2 protein-coding genes are annotated in these 5,571 nt (G+C 78.2%); both read left to right on the top strand.

The genetic code is table 11. The features are described from left to right. The coding region (locus PUR61_RS13870) for a type I polyketide synthase (RefSeq protein WP_329879126.1) at positions 1-3,534 on the top strand (3,534 nt) is incomplete at its 5' end. A gap of 258 nt (positions 3,535-3,792) precedes the next feature. Continuing rightward, the coding region (locus PUR61_RS13865) for a type I polyketide synthase (protein WP_329879125.1) at positions 3,793-5,571 on the top strand (1,779 nt) is incomplete at its 3' end.

The raw sequence follows: 5,571 nt of genomic DNA, 5'->3' as shown, positions 1-5,571 counted from the left end.
GGGGCGGCCGGCATCATCAAGATGGTCCAGGCGATGCGGCACGGCGTGCTGCCCCGCACGCTGCACGTCGACGCGCCCACCCCCCAGGTGGACTGGGCGTCCGGGGACGTGGAACTGCTCACCGAGGCCCGCCCCTGGCCGGCGGTGAACCGTCCGCGCCGGGCGGCCGTCTCGTCGTTCGGCATCAGCGGCACCAACGCCCACGTCATCGTGGAGGAACCCCCCGCCCCCCAGACCCCGTCCGCCCCCCAGACCCCGTCCGCGCCCGCTCCGGCGGCCGGCCGGGTGGTGCCGCTGGTCGTCAGCGGACCGGACGCCGACGCGCTGCGCCGGCAGGCCGGACGGCTCGGCCGCCACCTGCGGGAGCATCCGGACGGGTCCCCGGCCGACCTCGCCCGGTCGACCACCCTGCGGGCCGCGCTGCCGCACCGGGCCGTGTTCCTCGCGCAGCGGACCGACGACGGCCTGGCACGGGCGGCCGACGCGCTGACCGCCTGGGCCTCCGGAGGCCGGGGCGAGGGCATGGTCGAAGGGGTCGCGGTCCGCGGGAAGCGGGCGTTCCTCTTCACCGGCCAGGGCGCGCAGCGGGCGGCCATGGGGGCGGCACTCGCCGCCGAGTTCCCGGTGTTCGCGGACGCGCTGGCCACCGTCACCGCCGCGCTGGACCCGCACCTGGGCGTGCCGCTGGCCGTCGCGCTCCACGACGAGGACCTCGTCCACCGGACCGGGTACGCGCAGCCGGCGCTGTTCGCCGTCGAGGTGGCGTTGCACGCGCTGCTCACGCACTGGGGTGTGCGGGCGGACGTCCTGGTCGGGCACTCGATCGGTGAGATCGCTGCCGCGCACGTGGCCGGGGTGCTGTCGCTCGCGGACGCGGCCACGCTGGTCGCGGCGCGCGGCAGGCTGATGCAGGCCCTACCCGCCGGCGGGGCGATGCTCGCGGTCGGAGCCTCCGAGGCCGACGTCCGGGCGGCGCTCGGCACGCTGGACGTCGCGGCGGTGAACGGCCCGGCGGCCGTGGTGGTCTCCGGGGCCGCGGACGCGGTGGAGGAGGCGGCCCTGCTCGCGGCCGGGCGCGGCTGGAAGACCAGTCGGCTGCGGACCGGCCACGCGTTCCACTCCCGGCTGATGGAGCCGATGCTGGCGGAGTTCCGCACCGTCGTGAAGTCCCTGGCCTTCGCCGAGCCGTCGACGCCGGCGGTGTCGAGCGTGACCGGCCGACGGGTGGGACCGGGGGAGTGGACGGACCCGGAGTACTGGGTCGAGCAGGTCCGCCGGCCCGTCCGCTTCGCGGACGCCGTCGGCGCGCTGGACGGCATCGGCACGCTCGTGGAGCTCGGCCCGGACGGCGTCCTGACGGCGCTGGCCCGGCAGCTGCGCCCGGACGCGGTGTGCGTCCCGACGCTGCGCAAGGACCGCGACGAGCCCACCACCGCGCTCACCGCGCTGGGCACGCTGTTCGTCCACGGCTTCCCGGTCGACTGGAGCGCGGTGCTTCCCGGCGCGCGCCGCGTCGACCTCCCGACGTACGCGTTCCACCGGCGGCGGTTCTGGCTGGACGGCCCGGCCGAGGAGCAGCCGGGCACCGAGGGGTGGCGCTACCGCGTCGAGTGGCATCCGGCGGACGACGTCCTGACCGCCGGCCCGCCGGCCACCGACCTGCCGGGCACGGACGCCTCGGTCACCGACCTGGCCGGCGCAGAGCCGCAGACCGGCGCCGGGCAGACCACCGCGCCGCAGACCACCGCGCCGCAGACCACCGCGCCGCGGCCCGCCGCCGCGCCGGACGGCGCGTGGCTGGTGCTGGGCGACGAGGACGGCGCGCTCGCCGGCGCCCTTCGGGCCGCGGGCACCGAGGTGGTCGCCGAGCCCGGGCCGGCCCTCGCCGGTGTGCTGGCCGCGGTGTCCACCCCGGAGCAGGCCCTCGCGGTCGTCCGGCAGGGCCTGACGGCACCGCACTGGTTCGTCACCCGGCGCGCGGTGGCCACCGGGCCGGGCGATCCGGCGCCCGACCCGGGCCCGGCGGCGGTCTGGGGACTGGCCCGGGTCCTCGGCCTGGAGCACCCGGACCGGTGGGGCGGACTGGTCGACCTGCCCGAACGGCCGGACGCCCCGGCGGCGGCCCGGCTCGTCGCGGTCCTGGCCGGCGGGCTCGGCGCCGAGGACCAGGTGGCCCTGCGGGCGGCCGGCCCGGCGCTGCGGCGGCTGGTCCCCGCGCCCGTGCCCGCCGGCGCCCCGCGCTGGCGGCCCGGCGGCACCCTGCTCGTCACCGGCGGGACCGGCGGCCTGGGCGCCGAGGTCGCCCGCTGGGCCGCGGCCCACGGCGCGCAGCGGCTGGTGCTGGTCTCCCGCCGGGGCGCCGACGCCCCCGGCGCGGCGGACCTGCTCGCCGAGCTGCCTGCGGCGCAGGCGCACGCCTGCGACCTGTCCGACCGGTCGGCGGTCGCGGCCCTGCTGGCCGAGGTCGGTGCGGTGGACGCCGTCGTGCACGCGGCGGGCGTCGGCCGGGACGTGCCGCTGGCCGCCGAGGACGCGGACCACCTGCGCGCCGTGGCGGCCGGCAAGGTCGACGGCGCGGTACACCTCGACGCGTTGCTGCCGGACGTGCCGCTGATCGTCTTCTCCTCGATCGCGGGCGTCTGGGGAAGCGCGGAGCAGGCCGCCTACGCGGCGGCGAACGCGGCGCTGGACGCGCTCGTCGAGCGGCGCCGGGCGCAGGGCCGGCCCGGGACGGCGATCGCCTGGGGGCCGTGGGCCCGGATCGGCATGGCGGCCGACGACGAGGTCGCCGACCGGCTCCGGTTGCGCGGGCTCACCCCGATGGCGCCGGACCGGGCGCTGGACGCGCTCGGCGTGGCGGTCGGCGCCGGCGACGCGTCGGTCACCGTGGCCGACGTGGACTGGGCGCGCTTCGTCCCCGTGTTCTCCACCGCGCGGCCCCGGCCGCTGCTCACCGGCCTGGCCGCCGACCCGCTCACGGACGGACGGCCCGGCGCGGTCCCCGCCCGCGGGGACGTGGCCGGGCAGCTGGCCGCCCGGCTGGCCGAGGCCGCCCCGGCGGAGCGGGAGCGGATCCTGCTGCGGCTGGTCCGGGACGAGGCGGCGGCCGTGCTCGGCCACGCGTCGGGCGCCGCGGTGGCGCCGGAACGGGCCTTCAACGAGCTCGGCTTCGACTCGCTCACCGCCGTCCAGCTGCGCGACCAGCTGATCGCCGCCACCGGACTGCCGCTCTCGCCGACGCTCGTCTTCGACTACCCGAACGCCGAACGGCTCGCGGGCCACCTCGGGGAGTCCCTCGCGCCCGTGCCGGAGACGGTGGACCTGCCCGACGAGGAGATCCGGCGGGCGCTCGCAGCGATCCCGGTCGAGAGGCTGCGGGAGTCCGGGCTGCTGCCCCGGCTGCTGCGGCTGGCGCCGGTGGCACCGGCCCCGCCGCTTCCGGGGCCGGGCGCGCCCGCCGAGGACCTCGACGCGATGGACGTCGAGGAGCTCATGCGGCTCGCGCTCGGCTCCGCCGCCCCCGACGAGGACTGACGCCCCGGCGCCCGTGCCCGCAACCCCCGCCCCCTGCCCGGGGGACCCCGCCCGGCGCCCGGATCCCCGATCCGGGCGCCCCGACCGTCCGACGCCCCGACCGTCCGGCAGACCGGCCCCCGCCCGGGGGGCACCTGCCCCGGGCCGGTGCCCCCTCACCCTCACCAGCCCCTGTCACCTGTCGCCCGCGACGTACCCCGTCGCCTCCCACGTGAGCATTTCCGAGGCCCCAGAGCGGCCTGACGAGCGGAGTGGACCATGACCCAGCCGGACGAGAAGCTCGTCGAGGCCCTGCGCAGCGCACTGAAGGAGACCGACCGGCTCCGCCGCCGGCAGCAGGAGGCCGAGGCCCGGGCCTCCGAGCCGATCGCCGTCGTCGGCACGGCCTGCCGCTACCCCGGTGGGGTGCGCGGCCCGGACGACCTCTGGCGCCTGGTCGCGGAGGGCAGGGACGCGGTCGGGGAGTTCCCGACCGACCGGGGCTGGGACCTCACCACGCTGTTCGACGACGACCCCGACGCGCCCGGTACCTCGATGGCGCGCGAGGGCGGATTCCTCCACGACGCCGGTGACTTCGACGCGGCGCTGTTCGGGATCAGCCCGCGCGAGGCCCGCGCCATGGACCCGCAGCAGCGGCTGCTGCTGGAGTGCGCGTGGGAGGCGTTCGAGCGGGCCGGCCTGGACCCGCTGGGCCAGCGCGGCACCCGCACCGGTGTCTTCGCCGGCAGCAACGACCAGGACTACCTGGGCCTGCTCGGCGACCGTCCCGGCGAGCTGGAGGGCCACCTGGGCACCGGCAACGCCTCCAGCGTCCTGTCCGGCCGGCTCGCCTACACGTTCGGCCTGGAGGGCCCGGCGGTCACGGTCGACACCGCCTGCTCGTCCTCGCTGGTCGCGCTGCACCTGGCCGTGCAGGCGCTGCGCAGCGGCGAGTGCGACCAGGCGCTGGTCGCAGGCGTCCTGGTCATGTCGACGCCCGGGACCTTCCTGGAGTTCTCGCGGCAGCGCGCCCTCGCCACCGACGGCCGCTGCCGGTCGTTCGCCGCCGCCGCCGACGGCACCGGCTGGGGCGAGGGCGCCGGGGTGCTGCTGGTCGAGCGGCTCTCCTCGGCGCGGGCCGCCGGCCGTCCGGTCCTGGCGGTGGTGCGGGGGACGGCGGTGAACCAGGACGGCGCCTCGAACGGGCTGACAGCACCGAACGGCCCGGCCCAGCGGCGGGTCATCCGGGAGGCGCTCGCGAACGCCGGCCTGACGGCGCAGGAGGTCGACGCGGTCGAGGCGCACGGCACGGGGACGACGCTGGGCGACCCGATCGAGGCCCAGGCGCTGCTGGCGACGTACGGCCAGGACCGGGCCGAGGGCGAGCCGCTCTGGCTGGGCTCGCTGAAGTCGAACATCGGGCACACCCAGGCGGCGGCGGGCGTCGGCGGCATCATCAAGATGGTCGAGGCCATGCGGCACGGGCAGCTGCCGAAGACGCTGCACGTCGACGCGCCGACCCCGAAGGTCGACTGGACCGCGGGGAGGGTGGAGCTGCTCACCGACGCCAGGCCCTGGCCGGCGGTGGACCGCCCGCGCCGGTCGGCCGTCTCCTCGTTCGGGATGAGCGGTACCAACGCCCACGTGATCCTGGAGCAGGGCGATCCGGTCCGGGAGCCGTCGCCGGCCGCCGGGACCGGGCCGGTGCCGCTGCTGCTCTCCGGGGCCGGCCCGGCCGTGCTGCGGGCCCAGGCCGCCGCCGTGCTGGCGCACGCGGAGGGCGGCGCGCCGCTGGGGGAGGTCGGCGCGACGCTGGCCCGGCGCGCCGTACTGCCGGACCGGGCCGTGGCGTGGGACCTCGCCGGTCTGGAGGCGGTCGGGTCCGGGCTCGTGGCGGGCACCGCGCTCGACTCCACCGACGTGGTGTTCGTGTATCCGGGTCAGGGTGGTCAGTGGCTGGGTATGGCGGTGGGTCTGCTGGGGTCGCGAGCGTTCGCGGAGCGGTTGCGGGAGTGTGATGCGGCGCTGTTGCCGTTGACGGGGTTCTCGGTGGAGGCG

Origin of the sequence: Streptomyces sp. BE20 (genome assembly GCF_036322525.1) — a bacterium.
Classification (GTDB): domain Bacteria; phylum Actinomycetota; class Actinomycetes; order Streptomycetales; family Streptomycetaceae; genus Kitasatospora.
This window is presented reverse-complemented; position numbering and strand designations above follow the sequence as displayed.